The following is an 18,245-nucleotide window of genomic DNA, read 5'->3' as shown; positions in this document are numbered from 1 at the left end:
GGCCAGCGACACCAGATGCAGTGTCGCCGGCGTCTTTCCATCTGAGTGCATACCGGATTCCTCATCTGTGACTAATAGATAGAATCACTGACATCACTATGCCAGAGCAAGCTCGAAAGCTCGGCGGATAACCGCGATGTCAACAGTTAGGTACGGTTTGCTGTGATCGAGGTATGCATGCCCAAGAATGGTTTGCACAGTCTCTACATCGCCGGTAGCAGCCAGCACCTTCGCCGCCAGTGAGCGCCTGCCGCTGTGGGATGAACCCTGCTTGATACCGGCCTGCCGGTAGAGCCTGCTAATCGTCTGTTGCAGCGAGTCGCAGGCACGGTAAACCTCCGGCCCACTGTCCAACTGGCGGTGTTTGAAAGCCAGTTCAAAAGCATGCCCCTTGTGAGTCGTGACCAACTTCGAACCTGGGCGGAATCCTCTGTACTCATCTGCACCTGAAAGCCCCCAGCGGCGCCGGGCACGCATCACAAGCCACGCATCAAGCGCGGCAAGGCATCGGGCATGGGTCAAGTACACGTTGCGCGGTCGGCAGCCCTTGGTTATATCTGCGCGTAAGTACACCTCGGGCTTAATTGCGCCACTTGGGTACAGCACGTCTGCAACCTCAAGCAAGGCCAGCTCGGTGACGCGAATGCCGGTGGTGTGGGTCAGCCAAAGCAGCATCACGTCGCGTTCTGGCATTCGGCCAGTGACGGATGCAACCCGGATCAGGTGTTTGAACTGCCCAGGGCGGAGGGAAGTAGCGCGGCGAGTGCTCATGTGTTCTCTCTGTCAGGATTACACGGGAATCGTGCTCAATCTGGAGAGAGTCAGGCCGGGGCCTCCTGACAAGGGTATCAGCAGGCCCTACCTGATGTTCACGGAAAATGGGTTGTGACGATATCGTCATCAACGAAGCTCATCGAGAGTGGAATTTCCCTAGAGCCTCAACCACTCTCTCCATCAAAGATCGAAGGACCACATAGCTGTAAGTAAACATCTCCAGTACCTCCCAGAAAAAGCGATTCATCAGACCTCAGGTTTCTTACGGAAAAATTCGACCTCTAACTTGATTCTGCTCCCAGATCCATATGGGCCAGCATCATGCCAACTACCATCTTTCGCTGCTTGTTACTGCTCTCGCTGGCTATCGTCGATGGCAACAGCTATGCCGCATCTGGTCATGAGCAGGATCAGCTCAGCCTAGTCCAGCAGCAGCTCGATATTATCGAACGCCTTGCAACGCAAGCTGAGGCAGCCAGCACGGCTGAACCAGTCGAGCGCTATCGCTTCGACTATCTCCGTCTTTCCCAAGACATCCAGCGCATCCGCCACGGTGTGCAGGGCTACCTTTCCCCCTCCCGTGCTCAACCTCGCGATCCCAGTGAACTAGTCGGCGAATACCGCCTCGACACTCCGCCCGCGGAGCCGTCGCCATGAGCATGACTGACGCTCAGATCGCAGCGTTCCAAAACGCCTCCGGCTTCGCACCGCAGAGCAGCTCGACGCTCTGGCTATCCCTAGTTCTGGTTCTGGCTTTGCTTTGGTGCGCCTGGGTGATGTGGACGGCTTACCGGGGTTGGGCCACCGGCAGTGTGCGCTTCGGCGCGCTTGGCGGAAGTACCGCACGCGTGCTGCTCACATTGTTGGTCCTGATGTTCTTCACCCTGTCCTAACCCAGGAGATCGCCACCATGCTCAAGTGCTTTGCCCCTCTGAAAAACAATCTGCGAGATCGTGCCAGCCAACGCTTGATCGGTCTGCTGCTGGTACTCGGCCCAAGCCTAGCTTTCGCCGAGCTCCCCACCATGGAAGCCCCTTCGCGCGGTGAAGGATCCGGATTGATCGAGACGATCAAAAACTACGCCTACGACGGCGGCATCTTGCTCGGTCTGCTAATCGCCCTACTCGCTTTTCTAGGTGTGGCCTGGCATTCCCTGACTGTCTATGCCGACGTGCAGAACCAACGCAAGACCTGGAAAGACTTAGGTGCGGTGGTCGGTATCGGTGCTCTGTTGGTGGTGATCATCATCTGGTTCCTGACCAAGGCTGCCGCGATTCTGTGAGGTCGGCATGAACGACACAATCGAACATCTTGCCGACGGCACCTTGGTCTTTCTGCCGGAGCGGCTCAATCGCGATCCTGCCGTATTACGCGGTTTGACCAATGATGAGATGTGGGTAGCGCTTGGCACCGGCGCAATCATTGGCCTGCTGCTGGGCGTTCCTCTGACGATCGCCACTGCCTCCATTGCCGTGGCGCCGACCAGCATGATCGCAGGCATGGCGCTGGTGTTGTTTGCCGGTGGCACGCTACTGCGTCGGGCCAAACGGGCCCGCCCCGAGACCTGGTTGTACCGCAAACTCGAATGGGTACTGGCCAGCCGTTGGCGCCTGGGGCGCGGAAGTTTGATTCTCCACTCCGGCGCCTGGACGGTTCGCCGTTCGCGTCGACTGCGCCCTGCCCTGTCCCGGTGGCAGCCATGAGCCGCTTTCGAAACAAGGTCGATGCCCAACAGGCGCATATCTTCAGCCTGCGTCTGGCGGTAATGATCCTTGCCCTGGTCTGTGCCGGGCTCTGGTACGGCTGGCGTTCGGCACCGACCGATCTGACCGTGCATGTCCCCCCAGATCTGCGCTCGGGCAGCACGCGCAAGTGGTGGGATATCCCCTCAGAGAATGTTTATGCCTTTGCCCTGTACATCTTTGGCCAGCTCAACCGCTGGCCCTCGGATGGCGAGCAGGATTATCGCCGCGCCATCTATGGCTTGCAGTCCTACCTGACACCCGCCTGCAAGGCCTTCCTCGACGGTGATTATGAGTACCGCAAGGCCGCCGGCGAACTGCGCCAGCGGGTGCGTGGCGTCTACGAAATTCTGGGCCGAGGCTACAGCGAAGATCCGGAACTCAGGGTCAAGCAACTCGATCGCGACAGCTGGCTGGTCAAGCTCGACCTCAACGCCGATGAGTATTACGCCGCCGAACCGGTGAAACGGGTGGTGGTGCGTTATCCATTACGCGTGGTGCGTTTTGATCTGGACCCCGAACGCAATAAGTGGGGGCTGGCACTGGATTGTTATCAGGGCACTCCGCAAAAAATCTCCCTGCCTGGAGGTGAGCCGTGAAGCGGATTTCTGCCCTGGGACTGACCGTCGCACTGATGTTATGGGGTGCTGCAGCGCAGGCCGTCGAACTGATGCACTGGGAACGCCTCCCCCTCGCGGTCCCACTGGTGATCAATCAGGAACGAGTGATCTTTGTCGACGAGGATGTTCGAATCGGCGTGCCCTCAACCCTGACGGGCAAGCTGCGCATTCAATCAACCGGCGGCACGCTGTACCTGCGCGCGTCGGAAGCCATTGCACCGACCCGACTGCAACTGCAATCGGTCACGACGGGCGAGATTATCCTGCTGGATATCGCGGCCACGCCCGGCGATCAACCGCTGGAGCCCGTGCGTATTCTCAAGAATGCTCAGGTGCAAGCTACCGAGGCTGAATCTAGCGCTGTCCCTGTTCCACAACGCACGCCGACTCCGGTCGCTTTGACGCGCTATGCCGCACAGAGCCTGTACGCGCCGCTGCGCACCGTAGAATCCCTACCCGGCGTACGCCGCGTCCCGCTCAAGCTGCGCACCGAATTGCCGACCCTGCTGCCGACCGAAAATGTGTCCAGCACACCCATCGCCGCCTGGCGACTCGGTGATTACTGGGTGACGGCGGTGAAGTTGCGCAATCGTGGTTTGGAGACTGTGCAACTCGATCCTCGCAGGCTTCAGGCAAAGCTGTTCGCCGCGACCTTTCAGCATGCTTTCCTCGGGCCTGTCGGCAGTGCTGAAGACACCACGCTCGCCTACCTCGTCACACGCGGTGCTGGCCTCGAACAAGCCGTGCTGCTCCCGCCCGTTGCGCGAGGTGCTGGCGATGAAGGCTAATGCATTGCTCAAATGGCTAGTACCGGCGGCGCTGCTGGCCATGGTGCTGATCATCCTGAAAACCTGGGTCGCGGGTGGCAGCACGCCCTCGCCAGAGAACCCAGTTGATCAGGGCAACCTTCAGTTATCCGCCGAGCAAGCCAAGTCGCTCGGCATTGCGGGCGACACCCCACGCGATACGGTCGCCACCCTGGTCGGCCAGGTGAAGGCCATGCGCAGCGACATGCTCGGTTTGAAGAAACACAACGATTCGCTGCAGACGGAGAACAACCATCTGCGCGAGCGGGAAAACAGTGTCGATTCGCATATCCAGACGGCACTGGGCAGCGTGACCCAGCAGGTCGACGAAGGCCGCCGACAAGCCAACGAGGCCCGACTCAAAGCGGAACAAGACAGTCGCCAGGCCCGCGGTCTGCTGACGCAATTGCAGGAACAGCTGTCGGGGCTGACCGGCAAAGGCCAGGACATGCCAATCGGATTGGGGTTTGAGCCGGGCGACGGTGCCCAGTTCGACGGGCAGCATTCTGCCAATGATGCGCTGCAGTGGATTGAACCCTCGGATGCTCCGCCCACCGACGCCCGAGGCAAAACCAAGTCCTCCTCCGCACTGAGTCTGCCTACCGCTTTCAACTCTCTGGAAGGCTTGAAAGATAACGCGATTGATCGTAGCCAGAAACAGCTACATGCCGTCACCAAGGGTGAGCGCGACCTGACGCGATCAGTTGATCGTACCGAAGATGCGAAGCCGGCCTACACGATCCCCGAAAACGCGACATTGATGGGCTCGGTCGCCATGACCGCGCTGATCGGCCGAGTCCCGGTGGACGGCACCGTGAATGATCCCTATCCCTTCAAGGTGCTGGTCGGTCCCGAGAACCTGACGGCCAACGGCATCGACCTGCCGGACGTCGCGGGGGCCGTGATGAGCGGTACGGCGTCCGGTGACTGGACCCTGTCTTGCGTACGCGGACAGGTCGAGTCGATCACCTTTGTGTTTACCGATGGCACCATCCGCACGGTCCCTCAGCCGAAGGCGGTAGCCGGTCGCAATGCCTCCACTACCCAGAGTTCGAACACCGACAAGATCCGTGGTGGACTCGGTTACCTGTCCGATCCGTATGGCATTCCTTGCATTGCCGGTGAGCGCCGCTCGAACGCCCAGCAGTACCTCGGTAGCCAGAGTCTGGTCACTGCGGCTGGCGCCGGTGTCGCTGCCTTGCTCGGAGATGAGCAGAGCAACAGCAGCGTGATCAGTTCGGGCGGAAGTACGCTCGGAGTCACCGGCAGCAATGGCAATAGCGCGCTGAATGCAATTCTCAGCGGAGGGGTCAGCGACATCCGCGAGTGGATCAACAAACTGTATGGCGAGGCCTTTGCGGCCGTGTACGTGCCACCGGCCGCCCAAGTCGCACTGCACCTCGACCATGAGATCACCATCGACTACGAGCCCAAGGGCCGGAGCGTTCGCCATGAAAAAGACCAAGCTTCTCTGCCTGACCTGGATTAGTTTGCTCTGCTGGGGTCTGGCGGGGTGCTCCACCGACAAGGAGACGCTGCTGCCCCATGGCGAGCAAACCATGCTGGACATCTGGAACGGTGCTGGTTCGCAAGGCACTCAGCAGCAACTGCTGGATGCTCGGCAGCAGTTACGCCGCCCGCTGGCTCAGGCAGATGTCTCCGCGGCTCTCCAGGAACCGTACACGCGCACAGCGGCGAACGAGATCCGCAACCTGTTCCCTCGCCTGCCCAATCCCGATCTGGTGCTGTACGTGTATCCGCACTTGAGTGGTACCGAGCAGGCACCGATCCCCGGTTACTCGACCGTCTTTCCGTTCTACCAACGGGTGCAGTACGCGTTACCTGGTGAACGTCAGGAAGACTTGTAGTGCGTACCAGCGATGCGGGCAACCGCACTGCCACGCGGAAAGCCTGGCGCAACCCATTGCGCCCTCGCGCCACCTTGGCCGATGAAGCCGCGCTCTATGCGCACAACCCCAGCTTCACCGATCACCTGCCGTGGGTCGAATACCTCGACACCGAGCAGTGTTTTTTGCTCGATGACAATCGCTCGGTGGGTGCGGTGTTCGAGTTACTGCCCATCGGCACCGAAGGGCGCGAACCCGATTGGTTGATGGCCGCCCGCGATGCCCTCGAGGATGCCCTGCAGGACAGCTTTGACGAGCTGGATCAAGCGCCTTGGGTGGCGCAGTTTTTCTGCCAGGACGACAATGACTTCACCCCCTACCTGAACCGGCTCACTGGCTATATTCAGGACAGCGCGCGAGGCACCATCTTCACCGAGGCGTATTTGGAACTCAGCCGCCGTCATCTGAAGGCCATCGCCAAGCCCGGTGGTCTGTTTGAGGATAAGGTGGTTACACGCCTGCCCTGGCGTGGCAATAACCGCCGGGTACGCCTGGTGGTCTATCGCTGGCTGGAGTCTGACGCAGAGGCGACGGGACTCACCCCGGTGCAATCCCTGCAACAGGCTTGCGAACGGGTTACGGCTTCGCTGCAGGCGTGTGGAGTGCAATCGATGCGAGTCGATGGACGAGGTTTGTATGCCTGGCTAGTGCCCTGGTTCAATCCGGCCCCCAAGCTCACCGATGAAGCGCCCGAGGAGTTTTATCGCCGCGTGGCATCTCCGGAGCCGGGCGATGGCGAGTCGCTGGAACTGCCCTTCGATCACGACTTTGCCGAGCGGCTGTTCTTCAACGAACCGCGCTCGGATGTGCAATGCGGACTCTGGTTTTTCGACGATCAGCCCCACCGGGTGATGGTGGTGGACAAACTGCGGCGGGTACCCTTGATTGGCCAACTCACCGGCGAAACCCATAAGGGCGATGCGGTGAACGCACTGTTCGACCAGTTACCCGAAGGCACGGTGATGAGCCTGACCCTGGTGGTCAAACCGCAGGATGTACTTGAGGATCAGTTGAACCGCCTGGCGCGAAAAGCTATCGGTGAAAACCTGGCCTCGACCCAGACCCGCCAGGATGTCGAAGAGGCTCGCGTAATCATCGGCCGCCAGCACAAGCTTTACCACGGCACCCTGGCGTTCTACGTGCGCGGTCACGATGAACAGCAACTGCACCAGCGCTCAGTCAGCCTGGCCAACGCGCTGCTGGGTGCGGGGCTGCAACCTGTACGCGAAGGCGATGAAGTCGCCGCCTGCAACAGCTACCTGCGTTGGTTGCCGATGGCTTACAACCCGGCCCGTGACACGCGCAACTGGTACACGCGCCTGATGTTTGTTCAACACCTAGCGAACCTGGCTCCGGTCTGGGGCCGCAGCACCGGCACCGGCCACCCGGGCATCACCCTGTTCAATCGTGGCGGATCGCCGTTGAGTTTTGATCCGTTATCACGCCTGGACCGAGCCATGAATGGTCATCTGCTGTTGTTCGGCCCCACCGGCGCCGGCAAGTCGGCCACTCTGGTCACCCTACTGATGCAGGTCATGGCCGTGTACCGTCCTCGCCTGTTTATCGTCGAGGCCGGCAACTCATTCGGCTTGCAGGGCGACTACTTCGCGACACAGGGCCTGTCGGTCAACAAGGTCCAATTGAAACCTGGCGCCTCGATCAGCCTCGCACCGTTCGCCGACGCTTGGCGCCTGGTCGAGCAGCCGGATCAGGTGGCGAGTCTGTCGATCGATGAGCTGGACGATGAGGTGGTAACCAGTCGCGAAGATCAGCGCGATGTTCTCGGCGAACTGGAAATCACCGCCCGCTTGATGATCACCGGCGGCGAGGCCAAGGAAGAGGCGCGCCTGAGTCGAGCCGATCGCAGCTTGATCCGCGAGTGCATTCTCGATGCGGCGCAAACGTGTGTCGCGGCGTGTCGCCAGGTACTGACCCGCAACGTGCGCGACGCGTTGCTGCGCGTCGCCGCTGACACACACTTGCCGGAGAAGCGTCGCGAGCGTGCCCAGGAAATGGGTGAGTCCATCGACCTGTTTTGCCAAGGTTTCGAGGGTGAACTGTTTGATCGCGAGGGCACGCCTTGGCCCGAGAGCGATGTGACCATTGTCGATCTCGCCACGTACGCGCGCGAAGGCTACGAGGCCCAGATGTCCATCAGCTACATCAGCCTGATGAACACCGTGAACAACCTCGCCGAGCGCGACCAGTATCTGGGGAGGCCGATCATCATGGTCACTGACGAGGGCCATATCATCACCAAGAACCCATTGCTGGCACCGTTCGTGGTCAAGGGCACGAAGATGTGGCGCAAGCTCGGCGCTTGGTTCTGGCTGGCAACGCAAAACCTTGCCGACTTTCCCACGGCTGCGCAGACCATGCTCAACATGATCGAATGGTGGATTTGTTTGAACATGCCGCCCGCGGAAATCGAAGAAATCGCACGGTTCAAGAAGCTCACACCGGCGCAAAAAGCCTTGTTGCTCTCCGCCAGTAAGGAGCCGGGTAAATACACAGAGGGGGTCGTGCTGTCGAAGAAGCTCGAAACGCTGTTTCGGGCCGTGCCGCCCAGCCTCTATCTCGCCCTGGCCATGACGGAGCCCGAGGAGAAAGCCGAGCGCTGGACACTGATGCAGGAGAACGGCTGCTCGGAGCTGGAAGCGGCGTATCGGGTAGCTGAACGGATCGATAGAGCGCGAGGAATAGAACCCGCATAGGGGAATCCATTCAGGCCTCGCGCTCTAAAGCGAGTGACCGGTTATTGCGGTACGCCCCGGAGCCGCTGCTGAATCCTCAACAAGAATCCAGCTTCGAAGGCATCCTGGCAGTCACCGACAGGAAAGGTCTTGCGGGTTTGCGCCAGCTCCCACCACAGTGGAATCTCACCGGGCGTATCAAGCCAAGCCTGGGCGCATTGCACGCCACGTTCGATCATCGGAGCAAATTCGTTGCCCCAAGGTGTCAGAAGACTTGAGCAACCATCCGCCGCAGGAATTGAAATGTAGTTTTCGTCCATACACACCCTAGAGTTCTGATTTTATTGTTAGACACTGGACCCAGCCTCGAAATCATAACGAAAACAAATGAACACTGGATAACCGGTATGTGCATCAAATGGCCTAGATCAATACCAATGTAGACTATATCCCGTGGATTGAGAGTCCCTCAAGGCGCAATTTGCGCGCATGACTCAAGACTACGAACAGCTGCGTCTGCAACTGGCGGAAAACATCCGCTTGATGCGACGTATAAAGAACCTTACCCAAGAGCAGTTGGCGCTCATGGCCGAGGTCGATCGTACCTACGTCAGTCAAATCGAACGATGCACGGGCAATCCGTCGCTGATGGTCCTGTGCAAACTCGCCAATATTCTCGAAATCACGACGGATCAGCTCCTCACTGAGTCAGACACCCTTCGCCGTGCATTGAGCATCGAATAGCTACCTCGTCGCCCTGCAAATCCTTGTAAACCGACAACGCCAGCTTCAGCTTTGTCACTGACGGTGTACGTTCAATCATCGAACGTGTCCAGGCCATTAGCCCAAAGAGCCTGGATCATGCCTGTCGTATGCCCATCAATTGCGCCCCAGAAGCTACGACCTTTGGCACTGAGCCTCCTGCTGGCGTGCGGGCCAAGCGTGGCGCTGGACACCGGCAGCATCACGTCCTCTGTGTTGTCGCCAAATTGCCTCGCCTACAGGGTCGTCGGCATTTGTTTCTGGCTGTTCTGCACGCCCTTCGGCTGCACAGTCAAAACCTCGACCAAGGTTCGTCATTTCATTCCTGAACTGGTGGTTTCGAGCTATGCCACCACCGGCAGTAACCCCTGGACCGAGATGGCCGCCCTCTCCAGCCCTATCAACGGCGCGGAAGGTGGCGGCAACCTAATCACGCCGAGCCCCCACCGCGACAACCTGCCTCGTTTCAAGAACGTCGACGGTATTGGCTACCCCGGTGGCTGGGCCGCCACGCAACTGGCCTCGCAATCCGGCTATGCCTGCGCCAGCGGTGCAACGGCGTTCATACCCTACTACCTGAGTACCCTGGACTCGCTGGCCTGGCGCCATGGCCTCCCGGAAAATCTTTACCCCGAGTCGCTCATGCCGGGGATCCGTGAAATCGGTCTTCAGGCTTACGGAAACATGTGGGGCAACGTCTATCCCCGCCAGGGATTTCTGGTGCAGCCCGACGACTTCAAGGCGGCCGCAGTCATGGCGCAACGGGCCGGCGATGTCATCACCCGTGACGGACAGCCGCATGTCTACTTACCGCTCACGCCCGCGAAACGCGACGGCTACTGGCCGCCTGGCCCGATCGTTGAAAACGACGCTTCGACCCACAAATGGCAATTGCTCTACCCCCAGGTTCAGCCCACGTGCGTCATCTTTCCCAGCGATCCGGTACAGAGCGCGGATGGCGGCTACGCCTGGTCGTTGTGGCGTCCCTATAGCTGCTGCAAACGTGAGGGGCAGACCTTTCTGTTCAGCATCGACTTCGAAGGCGGTGCATCATGAACCGGTTGCGCGCGTGTGCCGTGAAGAGCCTGCTGCTCTACGGACTGCTCGCCATCGCCACGCATGTCCATGCCGCCGAGGACAATTACCGTCTGGGCACTCAAGGCGAAGTGCTCGACGACCGAGTGATGTACACCATCGGTGGCGGCTCGGCAGTGGGCTCACCGAGCTCGCTCTACCGACCCAGCGGTCTCGGTGTCGGCGGGTCCTGGCGAGCGAACATGATGTGCGGAAACATGAACCTCACCAATACCCTACAGAACCAGTTGAACGGCGTCACCGAAGGTTTCCAGCAGATCATGGGCAGCGTCGTGCAGAACGCGACCCAAGCGGTGATGTCGTTGCCGGCGTTAATTATCCAGCGCGCCAACCCCGGCCTCTATGAGTTGCTCAGTAACGGCGTGATGCAAGGCCGCATCGACTTCGATCGCTCCAAACTGACCTGCCAGGCCATGGCCGAGAAGATGGCGGACAAGGTCGGTCAGGCCGGTTGGGGCGCGCTGGCCAGGAACCAAGAAATGCAGGGTAATCTGGAGCAAACCGGCGGTGATGCGGTGGCTGCGGTGAAAAACACCGAGGCCCGTAACGGCAACAATGGAGTGTCCTGGGTCGGCGGATCAAAGGCTGGAGGCAGCGGGCAGACGCCCATCCGGGTGACTTCCGACGTGGTGCGCGCGGGCTATAACCTGCTGCATAACCGTTCGGTGGATGACAGCGCCTCGATCAGTAGCAGTGATTGCCTGGGTGGGGCTATTTGCCAGACCTGGGCTTCGCCCCAGGAGGAATCCGAATGGGCCGTTCGAGTGTTGGGCGAGAGCGAAGTCTCGACCTGTGACAGCTGCGAAACCCTGCGTGCTACCGCTGGCAGCGGATTGACGCCGCTAATCCAGGAGGCCTACAGCGAACGCCTCAAGGCCCTGCAAGGGTTGCTGTCCGGCTCTCTGCCGCCTACTTCTGACAATCTGGCTAAAGCCTCCAGCCCGATGTTGCCGGTGACCCGTGGTGTGATCGAAGCCCTGCGCGATGATCCCGATCAAGAACTCCTGGCGCGGCGCCTGGCGAGTGAGACAGCCTTGTCCAGTGTGCTCGACAAAGCGTTGCTGCTACTGCGCACCTTGCTGGCAGGCAGTCACGAACCTAATATCGCTTCAGCCGAACCGGCACAGACAGCCTTGATGAAAAACATCGACACCCTGGAGCGCGAAATACGCCTGCTGCAGACCGAACTGCAGGTACGACAGATGCTCGCCACCAATACCGCCAGCCTGGTGCTCGATCGGCATACCGGTGGTGCCGACGCATCGCGTACCGTCGAGCAAGGCGACCCCGAGCCCGGTCGACTTAATGACGCTGACGCCAGGCACAAGTGAGCCATGAAACGCTCACCGCTATTCATTTTACTTGCGAGTCTGGGGATTGCCGCGGTGATGATCCTGACCGCCGCACTGGTCACCTGGCTTGGCCGCACTGCGCTGGGTAGCTTCGAGGCCTGGCAGCAGGCATTCGAATCCGTACGGCCCTATCTGCGGTGGTGGCGCGCCCTGCTCTACGGCGCCCTCTTTGCGCTCTGGTGGGACCTGCTTCGGCGCTACCGACATCGACCACAGGATCGACTGCGCGTGAAGCGCATTGGGACATTAGGGTTCGTGCTCTTTACCTGCGTCGAACTCACCCGACTGTGAGGTCACCACTATGCTCATGAGTACCAACAGCTACCTGGAGTTTTACCTCTCCCTGCTGGCCTGGATCATTAACAATGGCCTCTGGAGCGTCCTGTCTGACACTGGGCTATTCGCCACGCCCTTCGGCGCAATCATCCTGCAAGAATGGCTGTCGGCCCGTCAGCAAGGCGCGGATGAAGGCAACAAGGGACTGCTCTCGGTGCCGCGGATCGAGAACCGGTTGTGGCTGGCCTACATCGTCGTATTGTTCGGCTGCGCGCCGGTCTTTCCGTTGAGCCTCTCGTCAATGGCGTTCGATGATGCGGCGAGCCAACGTTGCGGCGTCAGTGTGGCCAGGCCAGCAGAAACCGCCTGGGGGGCCACCTTCAATACCATCGGCGAACGCTCCGCCAACGTGCCGATCTGGTGGTTTCTGGTACATGCCGTGAGCAAAGGGGTAACCGCCGCAGCCACCGCCTCCATTCCCTGCGCACCAGATATCCGGCAGATGCGCATGGAGATCGACAGTTCGCGCATCGACAGCCAGGTACTGCTGCAGGAAGTCGCCGACTTCACTCGCGACTGTTATGGCTACTCCCGTTCTCGGCTGTTCACCAACCGTCCGCAGTTGGACAAAGCACAAAGTCACGACGCAGGGTGGATCGGTTCAAGCTATTTTCTCGACACACCCGGCTACTACGACACCGATCGTTCACGCACGCCGCGAGTGAGTTGGCCGTATGACGAAAGCCGCGATGTGTCTTTGCCACGACTGGAGAATGGCGCGGGCTACCCCACCTGCAAGCAGTGGTGGAGCGATAGTGGTGTTGGGTTGCGCGAGCGCTTGATCGAGCAGGTCGATCCCTCGCTGCCGACTCAGTTGAAAGGTTGGTTGACTGGCCGTTCGAGCAACGAGATCGAGGATGCCACCCTGCGCGAGCTGGTCAGCCCGCGCCAGCAATCAATGTCCATGTCGCCCGGACAGGTGTACCAGGACTACGGCTCCAGCGCTCGTGGCGGCTCGATCAATCAGGGGCTCAATAACCTCGCCACCAATACCGGGTTGGCCCTCGGTTCCTTCAGCAACTTCCCGGCGATGAATGCGCTACGCGCCGCCCTGCCGATGGTGCAGGCTTTCCTGATCATGGGCATCATCATCAGCTTGCCGCTGATCTTGCTGGTCAGTACCTATCAGTTGAAGACCGTCATGACGGTGACATTCGCGCTATTCACCTTGCACATGCTGAGCTTCTGGTGGGAGCTGGCACGCTGGGTCGACTCCAGCATGCTCGACACCTTGTACCACCAAGTTTCGGCTTCCAATCAAGTGCTGTTATCGCTGCCCACATCCGGCTTCATGGAGGGGACAGTTACGGCGCAAGTAATTGAGTATGTGATGGGGGCGATGTTCATTGTGCTGCCGATGGTTTTTCTAGCCGCTATGAGCTGGGCTGGGTATAGCGTAGGTTCAGGTGTAGAAGGAATGCTCAGCCGGGGAACCCAGGCTGCGCAGACAGCGAGCTCTAGCGGGACCTCTCAGTTGATGAGCGGAGCAAGAATTATTTCAGGTAAATCGGGCTCAAAATAACCACAAGGTTACTTCAGTGAACCCCATTTATCGTACCGCTCAGGCCAAGACGTCCTATGCATTGGATCATCGAGATCATCAATATCTGGAGCGTCTGAATCTTGAACTGGGATAGCTGCTAATGCGACGAATGTGCACATCAGCACAAACAACCAGAAGCTAACAAAAAGAAATGCTCCGAGCAGCGCCAATTGGGCAATCAGAAAGCTCCCGCGAACAACTAATTTACCTGCGGGCATACCTGCCGTCACCGCACGCTCAGCCAGGCGGGACTCAAACGCTTTCAATTTGCGATAACCACGCTTTACCGACATGCCACAGGCGTACGCCCAGCGGTGGGCACGTGAATTCTTAACAGGGTTCTGAGTCGGCATGGTCTCGCCCTCTTCTGAGCGTTTTCATGGTTGAGACAGGAGTAACAGCCTACTACTGAAAACTGACCGTGCCTGACCGTTTATCCGTTTGTCCAGCCGAAAAATCTTCACTGGAAGACAGAAGACAAACCTCGTGACACAGCTTCTCTACAATGATTGACCCATATAAATCGTCCGGCTAAATACAAGGTACGGATCGCTGTTATCGACAGCACCTTCCCAGGTAGCCAGAGCCTTCAAGGCTACGTCACTTCGGTGATGGTTCTCCCCAAGTGCGATTAGCGTTCGGTGGCTCGCACGGTGACCGTTTCTACGGTGATGAACGCCTACTGCTCTCCTGAGCGCCTTCCGAGCTCTGCTCGCCAGGCAAACCTTCTTGTTTTTCTTCAACCCACCGCGGGGAAATTCTTTCCCCCACGGGATGGTTTCTTCGCGCTTTCAACGGAGACACACCATGTCCGACTCACTTACACCCGAAGCTCTGAACACCCTTCGATTGCCCATTGTGTTCACCCCTGCCGCCTGGCAATGCGCAGTACTGCTCGAGCGCTCAGGTCATCCTGAGAAGCTGCTGGTCGATCGCCTGAGCAACGTATTGCGCGCAGCTTTCGAGGCTCACCTGGCCTATCCACACGAGCCCTATGTGGTGTTCGAGGTAGCACACATCGCGTCAACCGGTCATCCACGCCAAAACCCGTTGCTGCAACTGAGCCTCTGCCTACTCCACGAGCCGGACCAGCCTGACGCCTTGCTGATAGCGCTTGCAGGAGAGCATCAGCGCTAAGCGCATATGGCGGCGCCCCCCCCCACATTCGGACGGCATGCAAGACCTGCATCAATCCAGCCCATCACCCAACCGGGGAACCCTCCCCGACGGGCAAGGCGTTCCTCCGCTTTCTATTGAGGAAAATGCCATGCGCGATATCTATCAAGACGTGACAGACAAGATCGTTACTGCTTTGGACCAAGGCGTTGCCCCCTGGATCAAACCCTGGTCCTCAAGTGGCTCAACTGACGTCGGTCATCATCACCCCTACCCCATCAACGCAATCACGCGGCGTCCCTATTCGGGCATCAATTTACCATTGCTCTGGGTCGAGGCCCGATTGCAGGGGTTCACTCAAGATCGTTGGCTGACCTTCAACCAAACCAGAAAGGCCGGTGGGCACATCCGTAAGGGTGAGCACAGCACCTTGGCGGTGCTCTACAAGCCGATGGAGCGCGAGGAACAGACCGAGTCAGGCCAACCGGTCCTCGATGAGAACGGTCAACCCAAGGTCGCTCACTTTGGCATTCTCAGGACGCATTTTCTGTTCAACATCGAGCAAACGGAGGGGCTCGAAACGTTCAACGAAACCTTACTCGATACGGACCCGACCGATCCCTTCCTGGCCAACAGTGCTGCGGAAAATCTGCTGTTAAGTTCGGGTGCACACATCGTTCATCGATCTGCCGACGAAGCCTTTTACCACCCGATCAGGGATCTCATCCAACTGCCGACAAAAGCGCAATTTCACGACGAAGGTGGGTACTACGCCACCGCACTGCACGAGCTGACGCACTGGACCGGACATCACTCTCGGTTGCAGCGCGAAGGCGTGACCTCATCCTGTCCGTTCGGCTCGCCAGGCTACGCATTTGAGGAGTTGATCGCCGAAATGGGCGCTGCTTTTTTATGTGCCTACACCGGTATACAGGGAGAGCTGCGGCACGAGGGCTACATCGACTCCTGGCTCGGCCTGCTCAAGGCTGACAAGCGTGCGATCTTTCGCGCCAGTGGTCACGCCCGAAGCGCCTCGGAGTATGTTCTCCGCCTGGAGCAGCAACTGAAGCAAGCGGTCTTGGATGACTCACTATGCATGAACGACGGAGCTTAATTGTTACCTCACCACTGCAAACGTTTCACAGGGCCCAACGCGAGTTGAGCCCTTTTTTCTGCGCTCAGAAAAAAGCCCCGCACTGCTTATTTCCCCCAGCTCAAATACATAGTTAGAGCATTTTTGAGACATCTGCTAAGCAAGCCCCTCACCAAAGGGGCTTTTTTTGGGCAATTATTTCATAAGGATATACCCTAAATTTGCATCGTATGTCGTTGGGGGAGCATTCCGATGCATAGCCATTATGGTGAAAAATGCTCGCGGATAATGCGAGTCAGTCCTTTCTGAGTAGCAGCAGCTACTTGCCCCCCCATTTTGCAGACGACCTGGTTGGTCATGTGCATCGGATTTGACCGGCATGCATCGTAGCCATGAACGGCCGAAACCTCCCATAGCTGCCTTCCAAGAACCAGTAGAAATCGCTTAGAAGGTAACTGTGGACACCGTACAAATGACTCCGTAATGTGTCCTGAGGGCTTGTGTTTTCTTTCTGGCGCGACACCCACCAGGCTAAGCATTCGGCACATCTGTAATACAGATCGCGTGGAGACTATCTCTACTTTTTGCTGAGCGGATTCTTCTCGAATTTATGCAGTGATCGAGGTACATGGATGTTTAATTTATTGGTCGCTGGCCACAATGAGATGTGGGAAACACCTCCATACTCCTTCCCAATTGTCAGGTTCAAGGAATACAGCGGGGATGAGGCTGCGAACGTCGATCTTGCGCGCCCGGAAACGATTCGGGCTCTAGAGAACATTCCCATGCTCCTCATGTACGAGGTCGGTGCTGGTGGAGCACATGATCGGGTTATTCGCCATGGCCGAGCCAGGAACATCTCCCGTCGAGGATCTGAGTTAACCTTTGACTTTGAGCTAGATGAGCAGCACGCGTTCCTAGAGCGCTCCTCCGTGCTCGCAATCGCTGAACAGCTCGACATCCGACAGTTCGAGAGGCACAGAACCCATTGGGCTATCAAGGATGGCAACCTCCCTGAGGAGCTTATAGCCACCGGCACAGCCGAACGCGCTGAACGTCCCGTGGCGATAGTTGCTGCTGAGTTCACGGAAGCAAAACGTGATCGCCGTCGGGGTGAGACAGCAGCATTACTCGAAGAGTTGGCTACTTACCCTCCGTCTTTTGAAAAGGCCATGGCCCTCTTACCTTCGCGTTTACTTGAGTTCCCGACTCCAGAATTATTTCCTCTGGTGGGCATAGAACCTAGAACCCCCGAAGGTCGTAATGCACTGCTAAAAGTTATCCAGACAAACGATGAGAACGATGATCTACCATCGACATGGAGTATGTCCTACACCTGGTTTCTTAGCCTCTATGGCTCCGCAACTGAGAAAACCAGACTGGATGCGACAGTAGATCGATCCGCTCAAGAGATGATGGAGCTTGGCAGAGGAGAGGAGCAAGCCCCAGAGGACCTAATTGAGAAAATCGGCTTTTATCTGTGGAGAGTTAGCCGAAGCCGAGCGCTGGTGGGAAGACTGCAAAGAGAGATATCAGTCCTCACAAGCTGGCTGGCAAAGCGGCAATCTCAGGGTCGGGGCTGGACAGCTGGCAACGACAACGCTCAACCGCAGAGCATCCGAGCTACTGCGCTCGCTGTGGTCGCGTTACAGCGGCTGGGAGACGACCGCTACCATATAGTTGTGGACCAGGCTGTCACATGGCTGCTATCGAAAGTTCTTCCCAATGGAGCCTTTCCGCGAGAAGAAGATGTGAACGAGCCTGACCTGATGAGCACCGTGCTCGTCTTGGAAGCGATTCGTAGATCCTCTTTGGTTGCGGACGTACCTCATTTGCTTGAGTCGGGAGATACTTGGTTAATCTCTCAGCAAGATGAGAGTGGTAATTGGGAAGTAGATCCTTGGTCTGAGGGATTCACCGCAGGGGTTGTGCTCGATTATCTAGCCAATCGCAACCAAATGCTTGCCCAAGTAGACGGCTTTCTACTAATGGCTCGAGATTTCTTCCGTAAGGCAGAAGAGTTGCAACATGAAGGCGGATCAAATAACCGACGTCTCGCGGCAATCGCCACAGTCCATGCTGTAGAGATGTTTCTCTACGGATTGTTCGAGCGGCGCGAAGATTTGGCGTTATCGCCGTTCAAAGAAAACGGCACAGAGACCCTCGGCCCTAGGGAAGCGTTACGTGCCTTCCAAGACGCGTTACAGCGTATCGGCGCCCTAACGCCTCCCCAGCGTTTACCTCACCGTGACAGGATTAGTGCGCTAATAGGCCGTCGGGATGGAATCATCCACCGCGCTCATGAAGTAAGTGAGAATGAGTTGACTGAAGGATTACGGGAGGCCAGAAAATTTCTAGATCGCTTTGCGAAGAGCTTATTGAACATTGATCTTCTTCAATAGCTCT

The 18,245-nt window shown here is 58.2% G+C and carries 20 protein-coding genes; 17 read left to right on the top strand and 3 right to left on the bottom strand.

Features of this window, described 5'->3' with window-relative positions; translation table 11 throughout:
* Window positions 1–96: 96 nt before the first annotated feature.
* Window positions 97–771, bottom strand: a complete 675-nt coding sequence (locus ACQKPC_RS22700) for a tyrosine-type recombinase/integrase (protein WP_427626444.1) — start codon at window positions 769–771, stop codon at window positions 97–99.
* A 324-nt stretch (window positions 772–1,095) separates the two neighbouring features.
* On the opposite strand from ACQKPC_RS22700, the gene ACQKPC_RS22695 reads away from it, so the two are divergent.
* The 9 genes from ACQKPC_RS22695 to ACQKPC_RS22655 are packed head-to-tail and all read left to right on the top strand — an operon-like array spanning window position 1,096 to window position 8,563.
* A complete protein-coding gene (locus ACQKPC_RS22695; protein WP_427626442.1) occupies window positions 1,096–1,431 on the top strand; it encodes an RAQPRD family integrative conjugative element protein in 336 nt (111 codons plus the stop codon).
* Window positions 1,428–1,667: a TIGR03758 family integrating conjugative element protein gene (locus ACQKPC_RS22690; protein ID WP_153649641.1), complete on the top strand. Its 240-nt coding sequence runs from the start codon at window positions 1,428–1,430 to the stop codon at window positions 1,665–1,667. Before ACQKPC_RS22695 ends, ACQKPC_RS22690 begins: the two co-directional genes overlap by 4 nt.
* A 17-nt stretch (window positions 1,668–1,684) precedes the next feature.
* The gene (locus tag ACQKPC_RS22685; RefSeq protein ID WP_046509162.1) at window positions 1,685–2,056 is read left to right on the top strand and encodes a TIGR03745 family integrating conjugative element membrane protein; all 372 of its coding nucleotides are present in this window, start codon (window positions 1,685–1,687) and stop codon (window positions 2,054–2,056) included.
* 7 nt (window positions 2,057–2,063) lie between these two features.
* Window positions 2,064–2,477: a TIGR03750 family conjugal transfer protein gene (locus ACQKPC_RS22680; protein WP_427626439.1), complete on the top strand. Its 414-nt coding sequence runs from the start codon at window positions 2,064–2,066 to the stop codon at window positions 2,475–2,477.
* The gene (locus ACQKPC_RS22675) at window positions 2,474–3,115 is read left to right on the top strand and encodes a PFL_4703 family integrating conjugative element protein (protein ID WP_016978885.1); all 642 of its coding nucleotides are present in this window, start codon (window positions 2,474–2,476) and stop codon (window positions 3,113–3,115) included. Before ACQKPC_RS22680 ends, ACQKPC_RS22675 begins: the two co-directional genes overlap by 4 nt.
* Window positions 3,112–3,924 carry a TIGR03749 family integrating conjugative element protein gene (locus ACQKPC_RS22670; protein ID WP_427626437.1) on the top strand — a complete coding sequence of 271 codons (813 nt, stop codon included), beginning with the start codon at window positions 3,112–3,114 and terminating at the stop codon, window positions 3,922–3,924. The genes ACQKPC_RS22675 and ACQKPC_RS22670 overlap by 4 nt, the downstream gene beginning before the upstream one ends.
* A complete protein-coding gene (locus tag ACQKPC_RS22665; RefSeq protein WP_427626435.1) occupies window positions 3,914–5,431 on the top strand; it encodes a TIGR03752 family integrating conjugative element protein in 1,518 nt (505 codons plus the stop codon). Before ACQKPC_RS22670 ends, ACQKPC_RS22665 begins: the two co-directional genes overlap by 11 nt.
* Complete coding sequence (locus ACQKPC_RS22660; protein WP_427626433.1) at window positions 5,394–5,810, top strand: TIGR03751 family conjugal transfer lipoprotein; 417 nt, start codon at window positions 5,394–5,396, stop codon at window positions 5,808–5,810. Before ACQKPC_RS22665 ends, ACQKPC_RS22660 begins: the two co-directional genes overlap by 38 nt.
* Window positions 5,810–8,563, top strand: a complete 2,754-nt coding sequence (locus tag ACQKPC_RS22655) for a conjugative transfer ATPase (protein ID WP_427626431.1) — start codon at window positions 5,810–5,812, stop codon at window positions 8,561–8,563. The genes ACQKPC_RS22660 and ACQKPC_RS22655 overlap by 1 nt, the downstream gene beginning before the upstream one ends.
* A 41-nt stretch (window positions 8,564–8,604) precedes the next feature.
* On the opposite strand, the gene ACQKPC_RS22650 is transcribed toward ACQKPC_RS22655, so the two are convergent.
* Complete coding sequence (locus ACQKPC_RS22650) at window positions 8,605–8,862, bottom strand: LasR-specific antiactivator QslA (RefSeq protein WP_427626429.1); 258 nt, start codon at window positions 8,860–8,862, stop codon at window positions 8,605–8,607.
* A 169-nt stretch (window positions 8,863–9,031) separates the two neighbouring features.
* On the opposite strand from ACQKPC_RS22650, the gene ACQKPC_RS22645 reads away from it, so the two are divergent.
* The 5 genes from ACQKPC_RS22645 (at window position 9,032) to ACQKPC_RS22625 (ending at window position 13,609) form a co-directional block, all read left to right on the top strand.
* Window positions 9,032–9,286, top strand: a complete 255-nt coding sequence (locus ACQKPC_RS22645) for a helix-turn-helix domain-containing protein (RefSeq protein WP_153649634.1) — start codon at window positions 9,032–9,034, stop codon at window positions 9,284–9,286.
* 117 nt (window positions 9,287–9,403) lie between these two features.
* Entirely contained in the window at window positions 9,404–10,360 is a 957-nt protein-coding gene (locus ACQKPC_RS22640) for a TIGR03756 family integrating conjugative element protein (protein ID WP_427626426.1), read from the top strand.
* Window positions 10,357–11,730, top strand: a complete 1,374-nt coding sequence (locus ACQKPC_RS22635) for an integrating conjugative element protein (protein WP_427626424.1) — start codon at window positions 10,357–10,359, stop codon at window positions 11,728–11,730. Before ACQKPC_RS22640 ends, ACQKPC_RS22635 begins: the two co-directional genes overlap by 4 nt.
* 3 nt (window positions 11,731–11,733) lie before the next feature.
* Window positions 11,734–12,042, top strand: a complete 309-nt coding sequence (locus tag ACQKPC_RS22630) for a hypothetical protein (protein WP_427626422.1) — start codon at window positions 11,734–11,736, stop codon at window positions 12,040–12,042.
* 10 nt (window positions 12,043–12,052) lie between these two features.
* Complete coding sequence (locus tag ACQKPC_RS22625) at window positions 12,053–13,609, top strand: conjugal transfer protein TraG N-terminal domain-containing protein (RefSeq protein ID WP_427626421.1); 1,557 nt, start codon at window positions 12,053–12,055, stop codon at window positions 13,607–13,609.
* Window positions 13,610–13,617: 8 nt separating this feature from the next.
* Here the strand turns inward: ACQKPC_RS22625 and ACQKPC_RS22620 are convergent, their stop codons facing one another.
* A complete protein-coding gene (locus ACQKPC_RS22620; protein WP_427626419.1) occupies window positions 13,618–13,983 on the bottom strand; it encodes a DUF3742 family protein in 366 nt (121 codons plus the stop codon).
* Between the two features lie 454 nt (window positions 13,984–14,437).
* Here ACQKPC_RS22620 and ACQKPC_RS22615 point away from each other — a divergent pair, with 454 nt between their 5' ends.
* The 3 genes from ACQKPC_RS22615 (at window position 14,438) to ACQKPC_RS22605 (ending at window position 18,241) form a co-directional block, all read left to right on the top strand.
* The gene (locus tag ACQKPC_RS22615) at window positions 14,438–14,767 is read left to right on the top strand and encodes a hypothetical protein (RefSeq protein WP_427626417.1); all 330 of its coding nucleotides are present in this window, start codon (window positions 14,438–14,440) and stop codon (window positions 14,765–14,767) included.
* 130 nt (window positions 14,768–14,897) lie between these two features.
* Entirely contained in the window at window positions 14,898–15,860 is a 963-nt protein-coding gene (locus ACQKPC_RS22610) for an ArdC family protein (RefSeq protein ID WP_427626416.1), read from the top strand.
* Window positions 15,861–16,471: 611 nt separating this feature from the next.
* Window positions 16,472–18,241, top strand: a complete 1,770-nt coding sequence (locus ACQKPC_RS22605) for a prenyltransferase/squalene oxidase repeat-containing protein (RefSeq protein ID WP_427626414.1) — start codon at window positions 16,472–16,474, stop codon at window positions 18,239–18,241.
* Window positions 18,242–18,245 lie beyond the last annotated feature (4 nt).

The organism is Pseudomonas sp. NPDC089918 (assembly GCF_050280605.1).
In the GTDB taxonomy this organism is placed as follows: Bacteria; Pseudomonadota; Gammaproteobacteria; order Pseudomonadales; family Pseudomonadaceae; genus Aquipseudomonas.
The sequence above is the reverse complement of the archived record's forward strand: the minus strand, read 5'-3'. Positions and strand labels throughout refer to the sequence as shown.

Coding starts and splice junctions, on each gene's coding strand:
- ACQKPC_RS22645 (WP_153649634.1), top strand. CDS start 9,032: ATGACTCAAGACTACGAACAGCTGCGTCTGCAACTGGCGGAAAACATC.
- ACQKPC_RS22700 (WP_427626444.1), bottom strand. CDS start 771: ATGAGCACTCGCCGCGCTACTTCCCTCCGCCCTGGGCAGTTCAAACAC.
- ACQKPC_RS22680 (WP_427626439.1), top strand. CDS start 2,064: ATGAACGACACAATCGAACATCTTGCCGACGGCACCTTGGTCTTTCTG.
- ACQKPC_RS22615 (WP_427626417.1), top strand. CDS start 14,438: ATGTCCGACTCACTTACACCCGAAGCTCTGAACACCCTTCGATTGCCC.
- ACQKPC_RS22660 (WP_427626433.1), top strand. CDS start 5,394: ATGAAAAAGACCAAGCTTCTCTGCCTGACCTGGATTAGTTTGCTCTGC.
- ACQKPC_RS22690 (WP_153649641.1), top strand. CDS start 1,428: ATGAGCATGACTGACGCTCAGATCGCAGCGTTCCAAAACGCCTCCGGC.
- ACQKPC_RS22665 (WP_427626435.1), top strand. CDS start 3,914: ATGAAGGCTAATGCATTGCTCAAATGGCTAGTACCGGCGGCGCTGCTG.
- ACQKPC_RS22630 (WP_427626422.1), top strand. CDS start 11,734: ATGAAACGCTCACCGCTATTCATTTTACTTGCGAGTCTGGGGATTGCC.
- ACQKPC_RS22685 (WP_046509162.1), top strand. CDS start 1,685: ATGCTCAAGTGCTTTGCCCCTCTGAAAAACAATCTGCGAGATCGTGCC.
- ACQKPC_RS22605 (WP_427626414.1), top strand. CDS start 16,472: ATGTTTAATTTATTGGTCGCTGGCCACAATGAGATGTGGGAAACACCT.
- ACQKPC_RS22675 (WP_016978885.1), top strand. CDS start 2,474: ATGAGCCGCTTTCGAAACAAGGTCGATGCCCAACAGGCGCATATCTTC.
- ACQKPC_RS22620 (WP_427626419.1), bottom strand. CDS start 13,983: ATGCCGACTCAGAACCCTGTTAAGAATTCACGTGCCCACCGCTGGGCG.
- ACQKPC_RS22635 (WP_427626424.1), top strand. CDS start 10,357: ATGAACCGGTTGCGCGCGTGTGCCGTGAAGAGCCTGCTGCTCTACGGA.
- ACQKPC_RS22695 (WP_427626442.1), top strand. CDS start 1,096: ATGCCAACTACCATCTTTCGCTGCTTGTTACTGCTCTCGCTGGCTATC.
- ACQKPC_RS22650 (WP_427626429.1), bottom strand. CDS start 8,862: ATGGACGAAAACTACATTTCAATTCCTGCGGCGGATGGTTGCTCAAGT.
- ACQKPC_RS22610 (WP_427626416.1), top strand. CDS start 14,898: ATGCGCGATATCTATCAAGACGTGACAGACAAGATCGTTACTGCTTTG.
- ACQKPC_RS22625 (WP_427626421.1), top strand. CDS start 12,053: ATGCTCATGAGTACCAACAGCTACCTGGAGTTTTACCTCTCCCTGCTG.
- ACQKPC_RS22640 (WP_427626426.1), top strand. CDS start 9,404: ATGCCTGTCGTATGCCCATCAATTGCGCCCCAGAAGCTACGACCTTTG.